The sequence below is a fragment of the Streptomyces sp. NPDC048278 genome (assembly GCF_040652195.1).
GTDB lineage: Bacteria > Actinomycetota > Actinomycetes > Streptomycetales > Streptomycetaceae > Streptomyces.
In genome coordinates, this window is the sequence record NZ_JBEZLP010000003.1 from 150735 (window position 1) to 171653 (window position 20919).

Annotated in this window: 23 protein-coding genes; 4 read left to right on the forward strand and 19 right to left on the reverse strand. The window is 70.8% G+C overall.

What is annotated here, in order from left to right; translation table 11 throughout:
* The first annotated feature begins 163 nt into the window (after positions 1-163).
* Positions 164-1990: an endonuclease/exonuclease/phosphatase family protein gene (locus AB0D74_RS06875; RefSeq protein ID WP_362581298.1), complete on the forward strand. Its 1827-nt coding sequence runs from the start codon at positions 164-166 to the stop codon at positions 1988-1990.
* Between the two features lie 15 nt (positions 1991-2005).
* On the opposite strand, the gene AB0D74_RS06880 is transcribed toward AB0D74_RS06875, so the two are convergent.
* The 3 genes from AB0D74_RS06880 to AB0D74_RS06890 form a co-directional block, all read right to left on the reverse strand.
* On the reverse strand, positions 2006-2743 hold the full coding sequence (locus AB0D74_RS06880; RefSeq protein WP_362581300.1) for an SRPBCC domain-containing protein: 738 nt from the start codon (positions 2741-2743) through the stop codon (positions 2006-2008).
* Positions 2744-2760: 17 nt separating this feature from the next.
* Positions 2761-3369, reverse strand: coding sequence for a helix-turn-helix domain-containing protein (locus tag AB0D74_RS06885; protein ID WP_362581302.1), 609 nt, complete (start codon positions 3367-3369; stop codon positions 2761-2763).
* 94 nt (positions 3370-3463) lie between these two features.
* A complete protein-coding gene (locus AB0D74_RS06890) occupies positions 3464-4195 on the reverse strand; it encodes a hypothetical protein (RefSeq protein WP_362581304.1) in 732 nt (243 codons plus the stop codon).
* Between the two features lie 344 nt (positions 4196-4539).
* On the opposite strand from AB0D74_RS06890, the gene dapA reads away from it, so the two are divergent.
* Entirely contained in the window at positions 4540-5460 is a 921-nt protein-coding gene (gene dapA, locus AB0D74_RS06895; RefSeq protein WP_362581306.1) for a 4-hydroxy-tetrahydrodipicolinate synthase, read from the forward strand.
* A 161-nt stretch (positions 5461-5621) separates the two neighbouring features.
* On the opposite strand, the gene AB0D74_RS06900 is transcribed toward dapA, so the two are convergent.
* From AB0D74_RS06900 to AB0D74_RS06935, 8 genes are all read right to left on the reverse strand, one after another.
* On the reverse strand, positions 5622-7094 hold the full coding sequence (locus AB0D74_RS06900; protein WP_362581307.1) for a sialidase family protein: 1473 nt from the start codon (positions 7092-7094) through the stop codon (positions 5622-5624).
* A 298-nt stretch (positions 7095-7392) separates the two neighbouring features.
* Positions 7393-7599, reverse strand: a complete 207-nt coding sequence (locus AB0D74_RS06905) for a hypothetical protein (RefSeq protein ID WP_362581309.1) — start codon at positions 7597-7599, stop codon at positions 7393-7395.
* Between the two features lie 125 nt (positions 7600-7724).
* A complete protein-coding gene (locus AB0D74_RS06910; RefSeq protein ID WP_362581311.1) occupies positions 7725-8000 on the reverse strand; it encodes a hypothetical protein in 276 nt (91 codons plus the stop codon).
* Positions 8001-8405: 405 nt separating this feature from the next.
* Entirely contained in the window at positions 8406-9395 is a 990-nt protein-coding gene (gene dapD / locus AB0D74_RS06915) for a 2,3,4,5-tetrahydropyridine-2,6-dicarboxylate N-succinyltransferase (RefSeq protein ID WP_362581313.1), read from the reverse strand.
* A 133-nt stretch (positions 9396-9528) separates the two neighbouring features.
* Complete coding sequence (locus AB0D74_RS06920; RefSeq protein WP_362581315.1) at positions 9529-10515, reverse strand: CU044_5270 family protein; 987 nt, start codon at positions 10513-10515, stop codon at positions 9529-9531.
* Positions 10516-10517: 2 nt separating this feature from the next.
* Entirely contained in the window at positions 10518-11123 is a 606-nt protein-coding gene (locus AB0D74_RS06925) for a sigma-70 family RNA polymerase sigma factor (protein ID WP_362581317.1), read from the reverse strand.
* A 119-nt stretch (positions 11124-11242) separates the two neighbouring features.
* The gene (locus AB0D74_RS06930) at positions 11243-11779 is read right to left on the reverse strand and encodes a TetR family transcriptional regulator (protein ID WP_362581319.1); all 537 of its coding nucleotides are present in this window, start codon (positions 11777-11779) and stop codon (positions 11243-11245) included.
* Complete coding sequence (locus tag AB0D74_RS06935) at positions 11779-12099, reverse strand: multidrug efflux SMR transporter (protein WP_362581321.1); 321 nt, start codon at positions 12097-12099, stop codon at positions 11779-11781. The genes AB0D74_RS06930 and AB0D74_RS06935 overlap by 1 nt, the downstream gene beginning before the upstream one ends.
* A 271-nt stretch (positions 12100-12370) precedes the next feature.
* Between AB0D74_RS06935 and AB0D74_RS06940 the strand changes: the two genes are divergently transcribed.
* Complete coding sequence (locus tag AB0D74_RS06940) at positions 12371-13273, forward strand: AbfB domain-containing protein (RefSeq protein ID WP_362581323.1); 903 nt, start codon at positions 12371-12373, stop codon at positions 13271-13273.
* Between the two features lie 57 nt (positions 13274-13330).
* On the opposite strand, the gene AB0D74_RS06945 is transcribed toward AB0D74_RS06940, so the two are convergent.
* The 8 genes from AB0D74_RS06945 to AB0D74_RS06980 are packed head-to-tail and all read right to left on the reverse strand — an operon-like array spanning position 13331 to position 19889.
* Positions 13331-13663, reverse strand: coding sequence for a metal-sulfur cluster assembly factor (locus tag AB0D74_RS06945; protein WP_351485771.1), 333 nt, complete (start codon positions 13661-13663; stop codon positions 13331-13333).
* Complete coding sequence (gene sufU, locus AB0D74_RS06950; protein WP_362581325.1) at positions 13660-14127, reverse strand: Fe-S cluster assembly sulfur transfer protein SufU; 468 nt, start codon at positions 14125-14127, stop codon at positions 13660-13662. Before sufU ends, AB0D74_RS06945 begins: the two co-directional genes overlap by 4 nt.
* Positions 14128-14145: 18 nt before the next feature.
* A complete protein-coding gene (locus AB0D74_RS06955; RefSeq protein ID WP_362581327.1) occupies positions 14146-15402 on the reverse strand; it encodes a cysteine desulfurase in 1257 nt (418 codons plus the stop codon).
* Complete coding sequence (gene sufC / locus AB0D74_RS06960; RefSeq protein ID WP_362581329.1) at positions 15399-16163, reverse strand: Fe-S cluster assembly ATPase SufC; 765 nt, start codon at positions 16161-16163, stop codon at positions 15399-15401. Before sufC ends, AB0D74_RS06955 begins: the two co-directional genes overlap by 4 nt.
* Before the next feature lie 7 nt (positions 16164-16170).
* Positions 16171-16497 carry a non-heme iron oxygenase ferredoxin subunit gene (locus AB0D74_RS06965; protein ID WP_362581330.1) on the reverse strand — a complete coding sequence of 109 codons (327 nt, stop codon included), beginning with the start codon at positions 16495-16497 and terminating at the stop codon, positions 16171-16173.
* Positions 16494-17678 carry a Fe-S cluster assembly protein SufD gene (sufD, locus tag AB0D74_RS06970; RefSeq protein ID WP_362581331.1) on the reverse strand — a complete coding sequence of 395 codons (1185 nt, stop codon included), beginning with the start codon at positions 17676-17678 and terminating at the stop codon, positions 16494-16496. Before sufD ends, AB0D74_RS06965 begins: the two co-directional genes overlap by 4 nt.
* Before the next feature lie 55 nt (positions 17679-17733).
* Positions 17734-19155 (reverse strand): Fe-S cluster assembly protein SufB, encoded by a 1422-nt coding sequence (gene sufB / locus AB0D74_RS06975; protein WP_351326265.1) that lies wholly within the window; start codon positions 19153-19155, stop codon positions 17734-17736.
* Positions 19152-19889, reverse strand: coding sequence for a metalloregulator ArsR/SmtB family transcription factor (locus tag AB0D74_RS06980; RefSeq protein WP_362581333.1), 738 nt, complete (start codon positions 19887-19889; stop codon positions 19152-19154). The genes sufB and AB0D74_RS06980 overlap by 4 nt, the downstream gene beginning before the upstream one ends.
* Positions 19890-20073: 184 nt before the next feature.
* Between AB0D74_RS06980 and AB0D74_RS06985 the strand changes: the two genes are divergently transcribed.
* A complete protein-coding gene (locus AB0D74_RS06985) occupies positions 20074-20877 on the forward strand; it encodes an AAC(3) family N-acetyltransferase (protein WP_362581335.1) in 804 nt (267 codons plus the stop codon).
* Positions 20878-20919 lie beyond the last annotated feature (42 nt).

Below are 20919 nucleotides of genomic sequence, written 5' to 3' on the forward strand. Positions count from 1 at the left end.
GCGGCCAGGCAGGAGATTGACGCGCGTAGAAAACGGGGGGACAACTGTTCACTCGACGTCTACGCGTGTCATATCCGCGTCGCATGACATACATGAACGTGTCATGAACGCTCCATAAACCGCCCTCGTCCCGGCGCTTCCGTATGTCCCCGGAGGGATTCCCTTGCCGAGCAGGTCTTCCGCGCGTCTCGCCGCGCTCACCGTCGCCGCCGTCTGCAGCGCGGCCTCCACCGTCGCCCTCACCTCGCCCGCCCAGGCCGACGGGCTGCGCATCCACGACGTCCAGGGCACCACCCGCACCTCGCCGTACGCCGGCCAGAAGGTGACGGACGTGCCCGGCATCGTCACGGGTACGCGCACCTACGGCTCCTCCAGAGGTTTCTGGATCCAGGATCCGACGCCGGACGACAACCCGGCCACCAGCGAGGGCGTCTTCGTCTTCACCAGCTCGACCCCGAAGGTCGCGGTCGGCGACTCCGTCACGGTCACCGGCACGGTCTCCGAGTACGTCCCGGGCGGCGCCTCCACCGGCAACCAGTCGCTGACCGAGATCACCAAGCCGACGGTCACCACCGTCTCCACCGGCAACGCGGTCCCGGCCCCGGTGGTGATCGACAAGAAGTCGGTGCCGAGCGCGTACACCCCGGCGGGCGACCCGGCCGCGAGCAACTCGGTCAACGGCCTGACCCTCCAGCCGAAGAAGTACGCCCTGGACTACTACGAGTCCCTGGAGGGCATGAACGTCCGGGTCGAGAACGCCCGCGTGGTCACCGCCACCGACCCGTACGCCGAGCTGTGGGTCACGGTGAAGCCGCACGAGAACCGCACCAACCGCGGCGGCTCGCTGTACCGCTCCTACCGCGACCAGAACACCGGCCGCCTGCAGATCCAGTCCCTCGGCTCGACCGCGGACTTCCCGGTGGCGAACGTCGGCGACACCCTGGCCGGCGCCACGACCGGCCCGATGGACTACAACCAGTACGGCGGCTACACCCTGGTCGCGAGCACGCTGGGCACCCTGAAGAGCGGTGGCCTGCAGCGCGAGACGACGAAGAAGCAGTCGCACGGCCAGCTGGCGGTGGCGACCTACAACGTCGAGAACCTCGACCCCTCGGACGGCACCTTCGCCGCACACGCGTCCGCGATCGTGAACAACCTCCAGTCGCCCGACATCGTGTCCCTGGAGGAGATCCAGGACAACAACGGCGCGACGGACGACGGCACGGTCGCCGCCGACGTGACGGTGAACAAGCTGATCGACGCGATCGTCGCGGCCGGCGGCCCGAAGTACCAGTGGCGTTCCATCAACCCGGTCAACGACCAGGACGGCGGCGAGCCCGGCGGCAACATCCGCCAGGTCTTCCTGTTCAACCCGGAGCGGGTCTCCTTCGTCGACCGCGCGGGCGGCGACTCCACCACCGCGGTGGGCGTCACCAAGGTGCACGGCAAGGCCCAGCTGACGGCCTCCCCCGGCCGTGTCGACCCGGCGAACACCGCCTGGACGGCCAGCCGCAAGCCGCTCGCCGGTGAGTTCGTCTTCCAGGGCAAGACGGTCTTCGTGATCGCCAACCACCTGAACTCCAAGGGCGGCGACCAGGGGCTGACCGCGCAGTACCAGCCGGTGGTGCGCAGCTCGGAGACCCAGCGCCACGCGCAGGCGACGCTGGTCAACGCGTTCGTCCGGAGCATCCTCGACGTCCAGAAGGACGCCGAGGTCATCGCGCTCGGCGACATGAACGACTTCGACTTCTCCGGCACCACCAAGATCCTGGAGAGCCACGGCGCGCTCTGGTCGGCGATCCAGTCGCTGCCGACCAAGGAGCGCTACACCTACGACTACCAGGGCAACGAGCAGGTCCTGGACCAGATCCTGATCAGCAAGCAGATCCGGGGCAAGGGCGACTTCGAGTACGACAGCGTGCACATCAACTCGGAGTTCCACGACCAGATCAGCGACCACGACCCGCAGGTACTGCGTTTCCGCCCGTAACCGGCCGCAGGCTGCTCAGGACTGGCTGAACACCCCGTTCAGCCAGTCCTGCCAGGCGGTCTCGTTGGCCTCGGCATCGGCGTCCGGCGCGAAGTCGTGGACGCTGATGCCGACCGGGGCGCCCCAGTGGTTGCGTCCGAAGAACCTGATGAGGGCGTCCTCGGTGCGCAGCCCGACGAAGTACGGGTCGCGGTAGTCGACCACCGCCTCCAGCGCCCGCCCGGCCGGCCCCCGGACGCTCGCCTTCGCGCCCGCGGCCAGGTCGTCCGGCAGGCCGAGGGCGCGGCCCACGGCGGTGAAGGCGTCCGGCGCCCGGGACGCCTCCGGCCCGTTCAGCTGGGCGAAGGTGACCGGCCGTGGCGCGAAGCGGGTGAGGTACTCGCGCAGGGTGTGCAGGTAGAAGTCGGTGTGCCGGCTCGCGCCGTCGTACTGGTTGTCCCAGTCGTCGGTGAAGATCCCGCTGTGCACGTAGCGCACCCAGGCGCGACGGCCGCCGTCGCGCTCCTCGATGACGTGCTCCAGCTGGTTGGCGCTCTGCGTCGGGAAGCCGACGTCCTCGCTGCGGGTGACCAGGTGGTGCGGCGGGTCGTAGGCGGCGACGGTGGACCCGAAGGCCGCCGTGCCGCCCACCCGGGGCTCGGGCGGCTGCATCGGCCACAGATAGCCGCCGGTCCCGTTCGTGATCGCCTCCCACACCTCTCCGGGTGTCGCGTCGACCTCGAACTCGCGGGCGATCTCGAATTCCTTGGACATGATGGGGCTCCTGCCGCCTACTGTTCCAGCTCGGGGGTGGGCCGGTCCTTGACCGTGGGATGGACGGCGACCACGATCCGGTGGTCCCGGCCGCCTTCCGCGTCGGGTGCGTCGTACTTGCGGATGAGCGCGCTCACGCCCGCCGTCAGCTCCTGCACGAAGGCCGCACGGTCGGCGGCGGAGGCGAAGCGGACCTCGCCGTCCAGCGCGTAGGTCGCCAGCCGCTTGCGGGCCTTGGCGGCCCCGCTGACCAGCATGCCGACGTCGCGCACCAGGCGCGCGCCGAGCGCGAGCAGCCAGTGCGCGGAGAGCTGGTCGCGGAACCGGTCCGGGTCCGGCTGCACGGCGGGCAGTGCGGCCGGCGAGATGACGTACGACGCGGCGGTCGCGCGCATCAGCCGCTCGGTGACGTTGCCCTTGCGCCGCTCTCCCGCCAGCTCGACCAGGCCGTGCCGCTCCAGCGTCTTCAGGTGGTAGTTCACCTTCTGCCGGGGCAGCCCGATCCGGCCGGCCAGCATCGCGGCCGACGCGGGCGCGTCGGCCAGTTCGGCGAGCAGCCTGGCCCGTACGGGGTCCAGCGAAACGGCCGCTGCCTCGGGGTCCTCGATCACGGTGACGTCCAGCATGGCCCCACCGTCTCACCGAAAACTTTTTTTGTCCATGTGAACGGAATTTTCGGTGGTGGCGGCCGACCCTGGGGGCTGTCGCCGCCACCGGCACTCAGTCCTGCTCGCCCCGTCCGCCCCGGTCATCCCGGTCACCCCGGTCACCGAGCCGGGCCAGCTGGCTCTGGAACCAGTCGAGGCGGGCCTGCAACAGGGCCGCCTCCGCGACCAGCTCGGGCACCCCGAAGCCTTCCCCCGCCTCCGCCCCGGCCGCCTCCGCCGCCGGACGGCCGTCACGGCGCCCCGCGCCTCCGCCGATCACCCACAGCCCCTGCCCCTGCCCCGCCAGCCGGGCGAACCCGGCGAGCGAGACGGACGTACGCGCGCGTACGCAGCCCGCACAGGTGGCCGCCAGGGCGCGCCAACCAGGCCTGCCCCAGCCCGCGTCGGCGAACGCGACGGCCGGCGCACCGCAGGCGCACGGCCCCACGGTCGCGGTCCGCACCCGCTGCCGGGCGTAGCGGAAGCCACGCTCGAAGCGGATGTACGCACCGAGGACGGAGACTTCGAGCAGCACGGCCGCCCGGTGCTCGGCGGTGCACAACAGGGCCTCGGCGACCTCGCGTTCGTGCACGCAGTGGAAGCCGCAGTCGCACAGCCGCGCGGGCGGGCGATGCCGTCGGCCGTAGACGCAGGACGCGTCGTCCAGCACTCCGTACGGCAGCGCGCCGCCCAGCGACACACCGGTGAACCCGGCCCGCGCACCGTCCTGGGACAGCATCGCGTGGGCGATCTTGTAGCCGGTCGGCGGCTCCGTCGGCCGTTCCGCCGGGAGCCACCACCTCATCGGGCGGCCGGGGCCTCTTCGGACGCGCCCCGGGCTTCGCGGATCCCCTGAGCCTCCTGGCTCACTTCGGAGGATTCGGGGCGTTCGATGAACTCGGGTACGTCGTCGTGAAGGGGCGACCGCTCCTCAGCGACCCCGGTGGCCAGTGCCTTGCCCAGCCTCATGGTGCCTCCCAATGACCCATGACCTGCCGTCGGTGACCGTCCGGCCCATAGTGGCCCATGAGGGGCGGAGTTGGACACAGGGCCTCGGACGCCCGCCGACTCGACGACTTAGCATCGCTAAGCCGTATCACGTAGAAGAATTAAGTAGAGCTAAGCTTTCGTGCCGCCGAGACTACTCCCATGACGAACCCACACGGCACCGTCCGTCCGCCCCGCCCGTTCGGCCGCACCCTCTGCGCGATGGTCACCCCCTTCACCGAAGCGGGCACGCTCGACCTCGACGGCGCGCGGCGGCTGGCCGCGCATCTGGTGGCGGAGGGCTGCGACGGCCTGGTGCTGAACGGCACCACGGGCGAGTCGCCGACCACGACGGACACGGAGAAGGCCGAGCTGATCGCGGCCGTCCGGGCGGCGGTGGGAGAGCGGGTCGCGGTGGTGGCGGGCGTGGGCACCGCGGACACCCTGCACACCGTCGAGCTCACGCTCGCGGCCGAGAAGGCGGGCGCGGACGGCGTCCTGGTGGTGTCGCCGTACTACAGCAGGCCCCCGCAGGACGCTCTGGAGGCGCACTTCCTTCAGGTGGCCGACGCGAGCGGGCTCCCGGTGATGCTGTACGACATCCCGGGCCGCACCGGCACCCGGATCGAGCCGGAGACGCTGGTCCGGCTCGCCGCGCACCCCCGGATCGTGGCCGTGAAGGACTGCTCGTACGACTTCCTCGGCACCCAGAAGGTGCTGGCGCGCACGGACCTGGCGTACTACGCGGGCTGCGACGAGCACATCCTCGCCCTGTACGCGGTGGGGGCGGCCGGCTGCGTGAGCACGGTGGCCAACGTCGTCCCGTCCCGGGTCGCCGCGATCCTGGACGCGTTCGACGCGGGCGACACCACCCGGGCCGCCGAACTCCAGCTGCGGGCCACGCCGTTGATCGAGGCGATGATGGCGGCGGACCTGCCGGGCACGGTCACGGCGAAGGCGCTGCTCGCCGGGCTCGGCCTGCCGGCGGGCCCGGTACGGGCACCGCTGCGGGCCGCCGACCGGGAGACGGCGAACCGGCTGCGGGCGGTGTACGAGGAGTGCGCCGAGCCGGCTGCCGCCTGATCGGCGGCCGGTGTCCCGGGATACCGGTTCACGGTTTCACCCGAATGGCGCACCATGGCGTGCCACCCGGATGGGTGAAGATCAGGCTGGCTGGTGCCCCAACCGAGGCAATCCCTGAAAGGGGAGCCCCGCGGCCACGCGCCGCGGGGCGTGCGCGTCGGTCAGCGGGTGGGGAAACCGCCGCTGTACACGTCCGTACGGTTCCGTGGTGCGCCGGAGTTCGTCTCGGTGAGCACCGCCCGTACTCCCTTGCCGTCCGCCGCCAGGCCCTGGTAGTCGCCGAGGAAGTAGCCCCCGGCGAACGGCGCCTGCAGCCAGTCGAAGACCCGCGAGATCCGTCGTTCGGTCCGCAGCCTCGGGTTTCCGTGCCGGAGCGTGGCCAGTTGGTAGGCGGTGGGCAGGGTGGTGGTGTCGCCGGGCTTGAGGAAGCGCAGGTCGTAGTAGGTGAGCGCGACCGTCCCCTGCTCCGTGACCGCGATCGACGGCGAGAAGGCCGGAACGCCCCCGGGGCTGATCAACTCCGGCCTCCCCCAGGTGCGTCCGCCGTCGCCGGACCGCACGAGCTGCACGGAGTCGAACTCGCCGCCGGAGAAGTCCGAGCCCTCGTAGGCCATGTACAGCGTGCCCGACCCGGGGTCCACGGCCGGGCTCGGCAGCGTGGTCCCGTCGCGCAGCAGTTTGGCGGGGTCGTTCGGGTCGACCTCCGGTACGGAGGTGTCCCGGGCCACGGTGACCGGAGCGCTCCAGCTCTCTCCGGCGTCGGTCGAGGTGACCATCTGGTAGCGGGCCTCGGCGACGGTGGTCAGGTCGTCGGCGTAGGTGATCCGGTCGAAGAAGTCGTACAGGGTGCCGGTGCGCCGGTCGACGACGATCTGGTGGCCGATGGTCTGGGTGTTGGGCACGGCGCCGGTGTCGACGAACGGCCGGGCCTCGCTCCAGGTGCGGCCCCCGTCGCGGGTGAGGGAGATGAAGCCGGGGCCGTCGAGGGAGCTGGGGCCGGGCGGGTCGTTGTCGAGGCGGTTCCAGACCTGGTAGGCGGTGCCCTTGCGGACCGGGTCGGCGGTGAGTGTGGGCTTGTCGTTGAAGAACGGCTGCTCGTCGACGTGCGTGGTGGTGAGGTTCCGCCAGGTACGGCCGCCGTCGCGGGAGGTGGCGGCCAGGAGGGCGGTGCGCGTGCTCTTCGTGAAGTCGACGCCCTCCCCGCCGGCGTAGACCGTGCCGTCCGGTCCGGTGCTCACCCAGGGGTCGGTGGCCCGTTCGTAGTCCGCGCCGCCGGGGGCGCACAGGCTGAACGGCAGCGTGCTCCGGTGGAAGGTGCGGCCGTCCGTGGTCCAGGCTGCCGCCAGGCCACGGGCGCCGCCGTCGTTCCAGCGGTCCTGCTGGAACACGGTGACCACGCGCTTCGGGTCACGCGGATCGACGGACAGGTACGGCTCGACCTCGGTGCCCGGATAAACGACGCTGTCGGGGGATCTCGCCCCGACGGTGCACTTCGCGTACGGGTCGCCGTCGGACACCCTGACCAGCGGTGTGCCGCCGGGGTCCCGGACCGCCCCGGCGGGGGTCGCGCCGGTGCCCGTGACGAGCAGGAGCGCGGCGGTGGTGACGGCGGTCAGCGGCAGCAAGACGCGCATGCGGGATCTCCTCCGGGCCTGTCGGCCGGGATCGGGGCGGCCAGGGGCGCGGAGGTGTGCCGGAACGCGAGGGCGGGGCGACTCCGCCTGGTCCCTTTCGGCGTTGCGGCCGGTGCCCTTGATGGGCCGAACGACGGAGTCGTCCCCGGGGCCGTCGCGGAGCACGGCGGAGCCGACCGGCGGGTGTACCGTGCCGGTCGGCTCCTCGGTGGTTGCCGCTACGGCGCCGTCTCGTACGGGAGGCCGGACCACCGCCCCGGACGCACCGGCCGGACTCGCCCCGCCGTGCGCCGAGCGGTCAGGTGATCGCCTGTGTGGTCCCGTCGGGCAGCGTGCAGACGTAGCCGGCGTAGGGGCGTGCGACGACCTGTCCGCCGGCGGCCGTGCAGTCGTCCCTGGTGATGTTCGGAGACGAGGCGGCCCCGGCGCCGGCGGCGCCGACGGCGCTCACGACTGCAAGGGTTGCCGCGGCCAGGGCGAGGCCCAGGATTCTTCGCATGCGCATGACTTCCTCCTTCTCTCAGGCGCCTTCGTTCGGCCTTCGGGAAGGACGGGTCTCAAGACGACGGCGCCCTCCTCCTCAGCATGGGTGCTCCGCATGAGGCCCGCGAGGCAGGGCTGCGCGGTCCTCTAGCGCGGTTCGTGGGCCGCCGCCCGGCAGGCAGCGGTCGCGGCGCCGCCCGCCACTCCGGCACCGGTCAGCCCGGTCACACAACTCTGCAGGTCTCCGGACACGCCACGGCCGCAGGCCGCCGTGACGGAGCCGGAAACGGTGGCACCCGCCAGTTCGGCCATCCGCGTGCAGGCGGGGATGTCCGCCCGGGCCGCCGGAGCGGCGAGGACCGCTCCGCCGAGGGTGAGGGTCAGGCCGGTGAGAGCACCGGCGATACGGGTCGACGTGCGCATGGGACGCACCTGCCTTCCTCGCTGGTCGCGCGGTCCCGGGCCGGATCCACGCGGTAGGGCCGCCTGGCGACGCTCGGCGCGTGTCCTCCGGCCGACCGGGGCCCTTCTCTCCAGCGTCCCATCCCCTCCCCCGCCCGTCCTGGGCATCCGGGGGGGGCGCCGGACCAGGTGACTGCGCCCCGCAAGAGGCGCGGGGAACTGCGCGACCAGCCCCCACGCGCCCGGAGGCGGGAACGGTCGCCGGCGCAGCTGTCGCAGCCGCTCCGCAAGCGGGGAAACAGCCCGATGCCCCGCCCGGCGGAAAACGGTGAGCGCCCTCCCCCGGACCGTTCTCGGACCATGGAAGGGCGCTCGGCGACGACCGACAGACGGGGCGGCCACGGCAGGCACGGGCCCCGCCGTGCGTCAGTTGTGGCTGTGCAGGATCTCGTTCAGCCCGCCCCACACCGCGTTGTTCGGGCGGGCCTCGACGGCGCCGGAGACCGAGTTGCGGCGGAAGAGGATGTTGGAGGCGCCGTTCAGCTCGCGGGCCTTGACGATCTGGCCGTCGGGCATGGTGACGCGGGTGCCCGCGGTGACGTACAGGCCGGCCTCGACCACGCACTCGTCGCCGAGGGCGATGCCGACGCCCGCCTCGGCGCCGATCAGGCAGCGCTCGCCGATGGAGATGATGACGTTGCCGCCGCCGGACAGCGTGCCCATGGTGGAGGCGCCGCCGCCGATGTCCGAGCCGTCACCGACCACGACGCCGGCCGAGATGCGGCCCTCGACCATCGACGTGCCGAGCGTGCCGGCGTTGAAGTTGACGAAGCCCTCGTGCATGACGGTGGTGCCCTCGGAGAGGTGCGCGCCCAGGCGGACCCGGTCGGCGTCCGCGATGCGCACGCCCTTCGGGACGACGTAGTCGGTCATCCGCGGGAACTTGTCGACCGAGGTGACCTGGAGGTGCAGTCCCTCGGCGCGGGCGTTCAGCCGGACCGTCTCGATCTCGTCGACGGCGACCGGGCCGAGCGAGGTCCAGGCGACGTTGGCGAGGAAGCCGAACTGGCCCTCCAGGCTCAGGCCGTGCGGCTTGACCAGCCGGTGCGAGAGCAGGTGCAGGCGCAGGTAGACGTCGTGGGCGTCGATCGGCTTCTCGTCGATCGAGGCGATGACCGTACGGACCGCGACGACCTCGACGTTGCGGCGGGGGTCCGGGCCGATCGCCTGGGCCGCGCCCTCTCCGAGGAGTTCCACCGCCCGCTCGGCGGAGAGCGTCTCGGTGCCGGCCGGGCCGGGCTCGGCGACCAGCTCGGGGGCGGGGAACCAGGTGTCGAGGACGGTGCCGTCGGCGGCGATCGTGGCGAGGCCGGCGGCGGCGGCACCGGTGGGGCGGGGAGCAGTCGTGTCGGTCATGAGGGCAACCTAACCGGCCGGGGGCCTGCGAGGCGAACCAGCGTGCGGGGCGTCTCAGGGGGCGGGCCGTGAGGATGCGCCGGGCGGCCCGCACTCCCCCGTGGTGCGGGCCGCCCGGGTCAGGGGGGTGGTGTCAGGGGCGCTCGCCTGCCTTGTCCACCACCGCGGTCGTGAGCCGTTCTTGCGTGTCGGCGACCTTGCCTTCCACGAGCGTGCGCCAGCCCACGACGTGGAAGGTCAGCGGGTCGATCAGCGTCTGTTTGGCCATCCTGGGCGTGCCGTCGGCCCTTTTCGGGAGCAGGCCCGGGCCGACGCCGACGACGTCCTGGGTCAGGGCGACGGCCTTGCGGCCGGTGACCGTCTCGACCAGGTGATCGGTGACGCTCCCGTAGGGCAGGAGCGCGAGGGCGCGGTACAGGGAGGCCAGCCCCGCGGGCGGCACGAAGTCCGCCTGGAGGAGGGCGTTGATCTCGGCGTAGTCGTCCCACGTCCGGGCCGCGGCTCCGGCCACCGTGCTGTTCGGGACGGCGTTCCTCTTGCGGAGCGCCCGCAGCGTCCCCTCGCCGTCGGCCGGCAGTGAGGCCATGAATCGGTACACCTCACGTGGCGAGTCGTAGTCCTCCAGCCCGCGGCGCGCGGTATGTCCCCGGCTGATCGTGATCCCGGAATCGCCGACCGCCGGGCGATCGGCCCGCTGTTCGCCGTCGTACCGGTTCCAGTACTCGGAGGTCAGGTCCCCGTCGGGCCCTCCCCCCGCCACGGTCGCGTAGACCCACTGCTTCCCGGAGGGCTCGGTGCCCGCCGGCTGCTTGTCCAGCGCGTCGGCCGCCCGTTCCAGGAAGTCGTGCGCGCTCAGCCCCTTCAGGTCGATGTGCGGCGTCGCGGGCTGGACCCTGCGTCCCGTGCCGCTCCCGCCCGCCAGCAGGGCCGCGGTGACGGCCACGGCGGTCACCGCGGCAACGACCGCGACGATCGCGAACTCCCGCCGCCACCACAGGGCCCGCCGTCGCTCCCCGTCCCGTGCCGCGTCGGTCAGCCGGGCGCGTCCCGGCGCCAGCCGTGCCCGGTCGGGGACCGGCGCGTGGGCGCGCAGCGCGCGCACCTCGGTCATCTCGTCCATCGCTAGACCACCTCCGCGGTGTCGCGCACGAATGCCGGATCGGCGCCCAGCGCCGTACGTACCTTGCGCCGGGCCCGGTTGAGCCGGGAGCGGACCGTGCCGACCGGGATGTCCAGCGCCTCGGCGACCTCCTGGTAGGTGAGGTCGGCCCAGGCGACGAGCAGCAGGACGTGCCGGTCGCCCGCCGTCAGTGCGGCGAGGGCGCCGGCGAGCGGTCCCTGGGCGTCGATCCGGTTGTCGGTGTGCTCGACCCAGGACTCGCTCCAGGACGCGGCGACCGGGTCGTGCCCGGTGCGCGCCAGCGCCTTGAGTGCCCGCACCTCGGCCCGGCGTTGCTTGCCGATCAGGTTGCCGGCGATGCCGTACAGCCAGGGGCGCGCGTTGGGGCGTGCGAGGTCGTAGCGGGAGCGGATGCGGAAGGCGACGAGGAAGGTGTCGGCGGTGACGTCGTCGGCCGCGGTGTCGCCGAGCCTGCGGGCCGCGTACCGGTGGATGTCGGGCGCGTAGCGGTCGTAGAGCCGGGCGAAGAGCTCTGGTTGTTCCAGTGACTGGGCGACGATGTCCGCGTCGTCCCCCGCCTGTGCCGTGGCCGGCGGCGGTCCGCTCACGTGGGGCTCCCCCTGGTGCGTCGGTGCGTGTGTGTCGCCCCCTGTTCCCCGATGCCCGCCGAAGGGTTCACGGTGCCCCGGACTTCTTCGGCGGGGAGGGAGCGACGGACGCGTTCCGCTCAGGGAATCACGCGCCCCAGGACCTCTCGCGCGTACCTCTCGTCGTACGGCGTCCCCGTCAGCAGCACCTGGAGGCAGATCCCGTCCATCAGCGCGACCAGCGCCCGCGCCGTGACCGGGTCGGTGCGGTGGGCGAGCCGCTCGGCGAGGTCGTCGGCCCACTCGGCGGCGACCGGGCGCAGGGCCGGGCGGCGCAGGGCGGCCAGGTAGAGCTCGTACTCCAGCTCCACGGCGGTGCGGTCGCCGCTCAGCCAGTCGCCGAGGATGCGCGCGAGGGCGGTGGCGAGGTCCGCCGCGGGGTCGGCCAGGCCGCCGTGCGCGGCGACCGTCTTGGCGAAGCCCTCGTTGGCCTGGCGCAGCGCGGCCACCATCAGCTCGTCGAGGGTCTTGAAGTGGTACGTCGTGGAGCCGAGCGGTACGTCCGCCTCGGCGGCGACCGTGCGGTGGCTCAGCCCGGCGAGTCCCTTCTCGCCGACCACGCGGATCGCGGCCTCGATGATCCGCTGGCGGCGGTCGGGGTCGTAACGGCGGGGCATCAGTGCGCGCCTCCCAGGTTCAGGACCACCACTCCCCCGACGATCAGCACGATCCCGGCCACCTTGACCGGGGTCAGCGTCTCCCCGAACAGGAGCAGGCCCAGTACGGCGATGGCGGCGGTGCCGACGCCGGACCAGATCGCGTACGCCGTGCCGATCGACACGGACTTGAGCGTCTCGGCCAGCAGCAGGAACGAGACGACGTATCCCACCGCCGTCAGCAGCGACGGCCAGAGCCTGCTGAAGCCGTCCGCGTACTTCATCGCCGTCGTCGCGGCGACCTCGGCGGCTATGGCGCCGGCGAGCGTCAGATATCCCATGTGTACGAGGGTACGCAACGATGTGTACGACTGTACATAACGGCGAAGTGGCGAGCGGGCGACCGGAAAGCACCGGGAACGGCGTTCGCACCCCCGTTCGCCACACGAAGATGTTTAATGCTCACAGAAACCGCTAGCTGAAACGGCTCCCCCGAGCCTCATGGCTCCACTAGTGTGTGCACCTCTGTGATCCACCATTGCTTCACAGTTCACCCACCTCACCTTCACACCCCCGGCCGCCGCTGCCTTGGCGCCGCTGGAGGAAACGCGCATGCCAGAAACCACCCCCCAACCCCCGCCGCATCCCGCCTGGGAGAACGGCTGGGCCCCCGACACCTCCCGGGCTCCCGGAACCCGAAGACTCTGGCTGGCGGGCACGCTGGCCATCGCCACCGTCGTCGCCTGCGTCACCGCGATAGCCGTCAGCCACAACGCCCCTGACAAGACGTCATCGGCCGGTCCCACGGCCTCCGCGAACACCGACAACGGCCCCGGCCTGCTCTCCTTCGCCTCGCCGTCGGCGTCGGACGCGTCCGGTGCGCCCAAGGGCACGTCGGGAATGTCGGCGACCTCGCCGACCTCGTCCACGTCCGCCACCGCGACAGCCACCTCGTCCGGCACCGGCCCGAAGAGCTCGCCGTCCAGCTCGAAGCCGTCCAAGTCCACGCCGTCCAAGGGAAGTTCGGGCGGCTCCGGCGGCTCCGGCGGTTCGGGCAGCTCAGGAGGGTCGGGCGGCTCGGGGCAGCAGCCCAGCACCTCCGAGAAGTCGGTCCGCTCGGTCAACTACCCGGACCGCTACTGGCACGTGAGCGGCAGTTACGTGTACCTCGACCAGCCCCGCGGCTCCGAGTCCCGCGAGGACTCGACCTTCGAGCTGGTCAAGGGCCTGGCGAACGCCTCCTGCTACTCCTTCGCCACGCACGACGGGCTGTACCTGCGCCACCAGAACTTCGTGCTGCGCGCCGAGAGTTACGACGGCAGCAACCTCTTCAGGCAGGACGCCACCTTCTGCCCGCAGAAGGTGGGGTTCTCCGACGACGTGCTGTTCCAGTCGGTGAACTACCCGAACTACGCCCTGCGCCACAAGAACTTCCAGCTGCGTCTGGACCCCTACGGCTACAACACGACCAACCGCCAGGACTTCTTCTTCGACCTCGTGGACGGGCTGAGCTGAGACACATGAAGGCGGCGGCACCCCGGCAAGGGTGCCGCCGCCTTCATGTACGCGGTGTCAGACGTTGAACCCGAGCGCCCGCAGCTGCTCACGGCCGTCGTCCGTGATCTTGTCAGGGCCCCACGGGGGCATCCAGACCCAGTTGATGCGCAGCTCGTTGACGATGCCGTCCGTGGCGGACTTGGCCTGGTCCTCGATGACATCGGTCAGCGGGCAGGCCGCCGACGTCAGGGTCATGTCGATCGTCGCGATGTTCGCGTCGTCGATGTGGATGCCGTAGATCAGCCCGAGGTTGACGACGTCGATGCCCAGCTCGGGGTCGACGACGTCGTACAGCGCCTCGCGGAGTTCTTCCTCCGAGGCCGGCTTCATCTCAACGGTCTCGCTCATGCCGTCTTCCTTTCGGCGTCGGCGCCACCCAGCGCCTGGGCCGTCGCGTCCTTCCACGCCATCCAGCTCAGGAGGGCGCACTTGACCCGGGCCGGGTACTTGGAGACACCGGCGAACGCGACGGCGTCCTCCAGGACCTCCTCCATCGCGTCGTCGGGCTCGATCCGGCCCTTGGACTGCATCAGCTCCAGGAAGGTCTCCTGGACCTTCTGCGCGTCCGCCAGGTCCTTGCCGACCAGCAGGTCGTTCAGCACGGAGGCCGAGGCCTGGCTGATGGAGCAGCCCTGGCCCTCGTACGAGACGTCCGCGATGGTCGTGCCGTCGTACTTCACTCGGAGGGTGATCTCGTCGCCGCACGTCGGGTTCACATGGTGCACCTCGGCATCGCCGTCCCGGAGACCACGCCCGTGCGGGTGCTTGTAGTGGTCCAGGATGACTTCCTGGTACATCGAGTCCAGCTTCACGGTCTCAGCTCACGCCCTTCAGCCGAAGAAGTTCCGTACGTGCTCCAGGCCCTCGACCAGAGCGTCGATCTCGGCCGGAGTGGAGTACAGATAGAACGACGCTCGCGTGGTCGCAGGAATTCCGTACCGCAGGCAGACCGGCCGTGCGCAGTGGTGGCCGACCCGGACCGCGATGCCCTGCTCGTCGAGGACCTGGCCCACGTCGTGCGGGTGGATGTCCCCGAGGGTGAAGGAGATCGCGGCGCCCCGGTCCTCGGCCGTGGTGGGGCCGATGATCTTCAGGTCGGGGACCTCGGCCAGCCGCTTCACCGCGTACTCGGTGAGCGCGTGCTCATGGGCGAGGATCTTGTCCATGCCGATGGCGTCGAGGTAGTCGATGGCCGCGCCCAGACCGACCGCCTGCGCGATCGGCGGGGTGCCCGCCTCGAACTTGTGGGGCGCCGGGGCGTACGTCGACGAGTGCATCGACACGGTCTCGATCATCTCGCCGCCGCCGAGGAACGGCGGCAGGTCCTCCAGCAGCTCCTGGCGGCCCCAGAGGACGCCGATGCCGGTCGGGCCGCACATCTTGTGGCCGGTGAAGGCCACGAAGTCGGCCTGGAGTGCCTGCACGTCCAGCGGCATGTGGGGCGCGGCCTGGGAGGCGTCGATGCAGACGAGCGCGCCGACCTCCTGGGCGCGGCGCACTATCGCCTCGACCGGGTTGACCGTGCCCAGGATGTTCGACACCAGCACGAAGGAGACGATCTTCGTCTTCTCGGTGATGACCTCGTCGATGTTGGACAGGTCGAGCCGGCCGTCGTCGGTGAGGCCGAACCACTTCAGCTTCGCGCCGGTGCGCTGCGCGAGCAGCTGCCACGGCACGATGTTGGAGTGGTGCTCCATCTCCGTGATGACGATCTCGGTCTCGTGGTCCACCCGGTAGGGCTCGTCGGCCCAGCCGAGCATGTTGGCCACGAGGTTCAGCGACTCCGAGGCGTTCTTGGTGAAGATCACCTCGTCGCGGCTGGGCGCGTTGACGAACTCCGCGACCTTGTCGCGCGCGCCCTCGTACAGCGCCGTGGCCTCCTCGGCGAGCACATGCACACCGCGGTGGACGTTGGCGTTGTGGCGCTCGTAGTACTCGCTGAGGGCGTCCAGTACCTGGCGCGGCTTCTGGCTGGTCGCCGCGTTGTCCAGGTACACGAGCTTCTTGCCGTCGTGGACCAGCCGGTCCAGGACGGGGAAGTCCTTGCGGATCGCCTCGGTGTCGAGGAGGCCCGGCAGTTGTGTCACGCGGATACGCCACCCTTCGTGTATGCCTCGTAGCCCTCGGCCTCCAGCTTGTCGGCGAGCTCGGGGCCACCCGACTCGACGATCCTGCCGCCCGCGAAGACATGGACGTGGTCCGGCTTGATGTAGCGCAGGATGCGCGTGTAGTGCGTGATCAGCAGGGTGCCGACCTCGCCGGTCTCGCGGACGCGGTTGACGCCCTCGGAGACGATGCGAAGGGCGTCGACGTCGAGGCCGGAGTCGGTCTCGTCGAGGATCGCGATCTTCGGCTTGAGCAGTTCGAGCTGGAGGATCTCGTGGCGCTTCTTCTCACCGCCGGAGAAGCCCTCGTTCACGTTGCGCTCGGCGAAGGAGGGGTCCATGGAGAGGCGCTCCATGGTCTCCTTGACCTCCTTCACCCAGGTGCGCAGCTTGGGGGCCTCGCCGCGGATGGCGGTGGCGGAGGTGCGCAGGAAGTTGGAGACCGAGACACCGGGGACCTCGACCGGGTACTGCATCGCCAGGAAGAGGCCCGCGCGGGCGCGCTCGTCGACGGACATCTCCAGGACGTCCTCGCCGTCGAGGGTGACGGTGCCGCCGGTGATCGTGTACTTCGGGTGACCCGCGAGGGAGTAGGCGAGGGTCGACTTGCCGGAGCCGTTGGGGCCCATGATGGCGTGCGTCTCGCCCTGCTTCACGGTGAGGTCGACGCCCTTGAGGATCTCCTTCGTGGCGTTGTCGGCCTCGACGGTGACGTGCAGGTCTCGGATTTCAAGCGTTGCCATGGGTGCCTCAGGACTCCTGGGTGAGGGAGACGAGCACGTCGTCCCCTTCGATCTTTACGGGGTAAACGGGGACGGGGCGCGTGGCCGGGAGGCCGGACGGCTTGCCGGTGCGCAGGTCGAAGCTCGAACCGTGCAGCCAGCACTCGATCTGGCAGTCCTCCACCTCGCCCTCGGAGAGCGAGACGTTGGCGTGGGAGCAGATGTCGTAGATCGCAAACACCTCTCCCTCGGTACGGACGACCGAGACCGGCGTGCCGTCGAGTTCCACCCGCTTGGGGGTGTCCTCCTCCAGCTCGCTCAGCCCGCAGGCGCGTACGAACGCAGTCGTCGTCATGCGACCGAGGCCTCCAGCTCCTCCTCGATCTTGGCGAGCAGGCGCTCCTCGATGTCGGCGACACCGATCTGCTGGACCAGTTCGGCGAAGAAGCCGCGGACGACGAGGCGGCGGGCCTCGTGCTGCGGGATGCCGCGGGCCATCAGGTAGAAGAGCTGCTCGTCGTCGAAGCGGCCGGTGGCGGACGCGTGCCCGGCGCCGACGATCTCGCCGGTCTCGATCTCCAGGTTCGGCACCGAGTCGACCCGCGCGCCGTCCGTGAGGACCAGGTTGCGGTTCATCTCGTAGGTGTCGGTGCCCTCGGCCTTGGCCTCGATGAGGACGTCGCCGATCCACACCGCGTGCGCTTCGTCGCCCTGGAGCGCGCCCTTGTAGGCGACGTTGGACTTGCAGTGCGGGGTGTTGTGGTCGACGAGGAGGCGGTGCTCCTGGTGCTGCCCGGCGTCGGTGAAGTACAGGCCGTACAGCTCGGCCTCGCCGCCGGTGCCGGCGTAGGCGACGCGCGGGTGCAGCCGTACGACGTCGCCGCCGAAGGTGACGACCACGGACTTGAAGCTGGCGTCGCGGCCGACCAGGGCGTTGTGCTGGGCGACGTGGACGGCCTTGTCGTCCCAGTCCTGGACGGAGACGACGGTGAGCTTGGCGCCGTCGCCGAGGACGTACTCGACGTTGGCGGCGGTGACCACGTCACCGGTGTGGTCGATGACGACGACGGCCTCGGCGAAGGCACCCAGCTCGATGACCTGGTGGCCGAAGGCGACGCCGCCCTGGCCGTGCACGCTGATCCGGATCGGCTCGGTGAGCACCGTCTCCTTGGGGACGGTGACCACGCCGGCCTGCTCGAAGGCGGAGTACGCCTGGGCGGCCACCCGGTCCACGGGGGCGCCGGCCCGGCCGAGCCGGGGGTCGTCGCGGCCGACCAGCTCGACGGTGACGCCCTCGGGGGCCTCCACCGCGACCTTCAGGCTGTCGCCGGTGGCGACCGCCGTGCCGTCGTGCAGCCCGCGCAGGCGCTCCAGCGGGGTGAACCGCCACTCCTCCTCGCGGCCGTGCGGGACCGGGAAGTCCGCGACGTCGAAGGAGGGGGGCGCGCTCATGCGCGTGGCGACGGTCGACTCGGCGGCCACCGCGATGGCGCCGGCGGTGGTGGAGCCCACCGGGGAGTTCTGAGCCTCAGCCATGGCTGTCGGTCTGCTCGCTTTCTTACGTGAGTGGCGTGACGGTGACGGCGGTCGCTTAGCCGACCGCGCCTTCCATCTGGAGCTCGATCAGCCGGTTGAGTTCGAGGGCGTACTCCATGGGGAGCTCCTTCGCGATCGGCTCGACGAAGCCGCGCACGATCATCGCCATCGCCTCGAACTCGCTCAGACCGCGGCTCATCAGGTAGAACAGCTGGTCCTCGGAGACCTTGGAGACGGTCGCCTCGTGGCCCATGGACACGTCGTCCTCGCGGACGTCCACGTAGGGGTACGTGTCGGAGCGGGAGATCGTGTCGACGAGCAGCGCGTCGCACAGCACGTTCGACTTGGATCCGGCCGCGCCCTCGCCGATCTCGACCAGACCGCGGTAGGAGGTGCGGCCACCGCCGCGCGCCACGGACTTCGACACGATGTTGGACGACGTGTTCGGCGCCATGTGGACCATCTTGGAGCCGGCGTCCTGGTGCTGGCCCTCGCCCGCGAAGGCGATGGAGAGGGTCTCGCCCTTGGCGTGCTCGCCCATCAGGTAGACGGCCGGGTACTTCATCGTCACCTTGGAGCCGATGTTGCCGTCGATCCACTCCATGGTGGCGCCCTCGTAGGCGACGGCGCGCTTGGTGACCAGGTTGTAGACGTTGTTCGACCAGTTCTGGATGGTCGTGTAGCGGCAGCGGGCGTTCTTCTTGACGATGATCTCGACCACGGCGCTGTGCAGCGAGTCCGACTTGTAGATCGGGGCGGTGCAGCCCTCGACGTAGTGCACGTAGGCACCCTCGTCGACGATGATCAGGGTCCGCTCGAACTGGCCCATGTTCTCCGTGTTGATGCGGAAGTAGGCCTGGAGCGGGATCTCGACGTGCACGCCCTTCGGCACGTAGATGAAGGAGCCGCCCGACCACACGGCGGTGTTCAGCGAGGCGAACTTGTTGTCGCCGACCGGGATGACGGTGCCGAAGTACTCCTTGAAGAGCTCCGGGTGCTCCTTCAGCGCGGTGTCGGTGTCGAGGAAGATGACGCCCTGCTCCTCCAGGTCCTCGCGGATCTGGTGGTAGACGACCTCCGACTCGTACTGGGCGGCGACACCGGCGACCAGGCGCTGCTTCTCCGCCTCCGGGATGCCCAGCTTGTCGTAGGTGTTCTTGATGTCCTCGGGCAGGTCCTCCCAGGACTCCGCCTGCTTCTCCGTGGAGCGCACGAAGTACTTGATGTTGTCGAAGTCGATGCCCGACAGGTCCGAGCCCCAGTTCGGCATGGGCTTCTTCTCGAAGAGGCGCAGGCCCTTGAGGCGGAGCTTGGTCATCCACTCGGGCTCGGACTTCTTCGCCGAGATGTCCCGGACGACGTCCTCGTTGATGCCGCGCTTGGCGGAGGCGCCGGCCGTGTCGGAGTCGGCCCAGCCGTATTCGTACTTGCCCAGGCCTTCGAGCTCAGGGTGGGCAGTCTCCGTGGGGAGAGTCATGCGGGGTTCCTCCCGGCCGTGCTAGCAGATGCGTCAGTGGAAATCTTGGGGATGAACGTCGTGCAGACGCCGTCGCCGTGCGCGATGGTCGCCAGTCGCTGGACGTGCGTTCCGAGCAGCTCGGCGAAGATCTCCGTCTCCGCCTCGCACAGCTGGGGGAACTGCTCCGCGACATGGGCGACCGGGCAGTGGTGCTGGCACAGCTGTTCGCCGACCGGTGCGGTGCGCGCCGTCGCAGCGTACCCGTCCAGGCTCAGGGCCTTGGCCAGCGCTTCGGTGCGCTCGTCGGCGCTGACGCCCTCGATCGCCTTGCGGTAGGCGCTCGCCTGGGCCATGATCCGGGCCCGCGCGAAGGCGGCGACCGCCTCCTGCCCACCGCCCTGCTCGGCGATCCAGCGCAGCGCGTCGGCGGCGAGCTTGTCGTACGACTGGTCGAAGGCGTCCCGGCCGCAGTCGGTGAGCGCGAAGACCTTGGCGGGCCGGCCGCGCGTCCGCGCCCCGTACACCCGCTGCTCGCGCGCGACCACGACGTCGTCGGCGACCAGGGCGTCCAGATGCCGGCGTACGGCCGCGGGGGTCAGGCCCAGGCGTCCGGCCAGCTCGGTGACGGTCGACGGGCCGTGGTCCAGGATCGACCGCGCGACCCGGTTGCGCGTCGAGCGCTCTCCGGTCGCTAGCTCCTCCTGCTGCGGGGTCCCCGTGGGGGTCTCCCGAGCCTCGCCGACGTTTTTCACAACGCCATTGTTGCGTAATTCCTCAGAGCCAGGCAAGCGGCGTCCGGGCGACAGGACGGTGCCCTGCATCACTTAGGTATGCCTAACCAGGCATGGGCCCTGACCTGCAGAAACGATCTTTGATCGATCATCCCTCAGCCAATTCGGTGGCGTTCCACGGCCCCCTCGGGAACACTCCGGAACCATGCCCACACCCCCTCCGACCGGCCCTCTTGTCACGCGGGACAGCCTCGCGCGGCAGCTGCACCAGCTGGGTGTCAAGCCCGGCGAGACCCTCCTCGCACACACGTCGCTCAGCTCCCTCGGCTGGGTGAACGGCGGAGCCGTGGCCGTCGTCCAGGCCCTCCTCGACACCGTCGGTCCGGACGGCACCCTGGTGGTCCCCGCCCAGAGCGGCGACCTCTCGGACCCCGCGGTCTGGCAGCAACCGCCGGTGCCGAAGGAGTGGTGGGAGACGATCCGGGCCACCATGCCGCCGTACGACCCCCGGACCACCCCCACCCGCGGGGTCGGCGTGATCCCGGAGACGCTGCGGACCTGGCCGGGTGCGCTGCGCAGCGCCCACCCGCAGACCTCCTTCGCGGCCGTCGGCCCCCGCGCGGCGGAGATCCTCGACGGCCACGCCCCGGACTGCCGGCTCGGCGAGCGCAGCCCGCTGGCCCGGCTGGAGCAGCTGCACGCGCGCGTGCTCATGCTCGGCACCGGCTACGCCACCTGCACCAGCTTCCATCTCGCCGAGTACCGGATCCCCACCCCGCGCGTCCGGGTCGGCCGCCCCGCCCCCGGGGGCGGCTGGGAGGAGGTCACCGAGGTCGCGATCACCTCGGACCGCTTCGACGAACTGGGCTACGACTTCGAACGCGACCGGAGCGTCGTCGTCCGCGCGAAGGTCGGCGCGGCGGACGCCCGGCTCTTCCCCGTGGCGGACGCGGTGGCCTACGCCGAGCGATGGCTGGCCGTACATCGACCCCGTGAGGAGGAGATCTAGCACCCGGCCGTCCGGGTGACGGCCGGCGTCCTTAGACTCTGT